The sequence below is a fragment of the Streptomyces sp. L-9-10 genome (assembly GCF_004151105.1).
Lineage (GTDB): Bacteria > Actinomycetota > Actinomycetes > Streptomycetales > Streptomycetaceae > Streptomyces.
The window spans coordinates 1-929 of sequence record NZ_PHRF01000140.1; the positions used below are offsets into that span (position 1 = coordinate 1).

A 929-nucleotide genomic window follows, 5' to 3' on the forward strand; every position below is an offset into this window, starting at 1 on the left:
TCGTGCTCGTCCGTGGAAGCGCCGGCCGGCAGACCGGCGTCGCAGAACGCGATGATGCGCTCCGTCACCTGGTGCGCGAACCGGCTGTTCGTCAGCACGGTGTCGTGGTCCGCGCCCTCGATCACCACGACCTCCGTGCGCCGGCCCTCACCGCTGTGCGCCCCGGCCAGCTCGTTGTGCATCAGCAACTGGTCGGGATCACGGTCGACGGTCTGCTGCGCGGAGACCACCAGCGCGTGGGAGTCCACCGGCTCCAGCTCGCCCTCGAAGGCACGGAAGTCCGCCTCGACCGCCGCCCATTCACGGCGCCCGGCCTCCCACATCCGCACGTCCGTGTACTGCGCGAACGCCTTCTTCCGATACGCCTCCGGCAGCGCGTCCACCCAGATCGGACGCGACATCAGAATCCCGGTACCGGCCCGCAGGAACCACACCATCTGCGTGAGCGACTCGCTCAGCCGCTTCGCCGTATCACTCTGCTGCTTGGAACGGTTCAGCTCGTCGGGATGCGAGGAGTCGAGATAGACAACGCCCTCCACCCGGTCGCCGAGCAGGAGCGCGGCGCGGCGGGCGAGTTCACCGCCGAGCGAGTGCCCGACGAGTATGACCCGGCGCCGCGGCGAGACGGTCCCCACGAGATCGACCAGGTCGTCGACGGACTCGGCGAGCGTGTAGGGCGCGTCGGAGGCGCGGCGGCTGCCCGCGTATCCGGCGCGGGCGTAGGTCACGACGCCGTAGCCGGTCTCCTTGGCCAGCTTCTCCGTCACCCAGGAGAAGTGCTCGGAGGTGGCGACCATCCCGGCGGCGAACACCATCACGGGCTTGTCGGCGTCGCCCTGCGACATGATCTCGTACTGGAGTTCGCTGCCGTTGCGGGTCGTCAGGGTCCGGGTGGTGTGCCAGCCCTCCAGCGTGCGCAGGCGGCGCTG

Annotated in this window: 1 protein-coding gene; it reads right to left on the minus strand. The window is 69.9% G+C overall.

Translation table 11 applies throughout. The annotated features are described in order from the left end of the window. Positions 1–929, minus strand: a 929-nt coding sequence (locus tag CU044_RS30200) for an alpha/beta hydrolase (RefSeq protein ID WP_129771924.1), incomplete at both ends; no start/stop codon positions are given.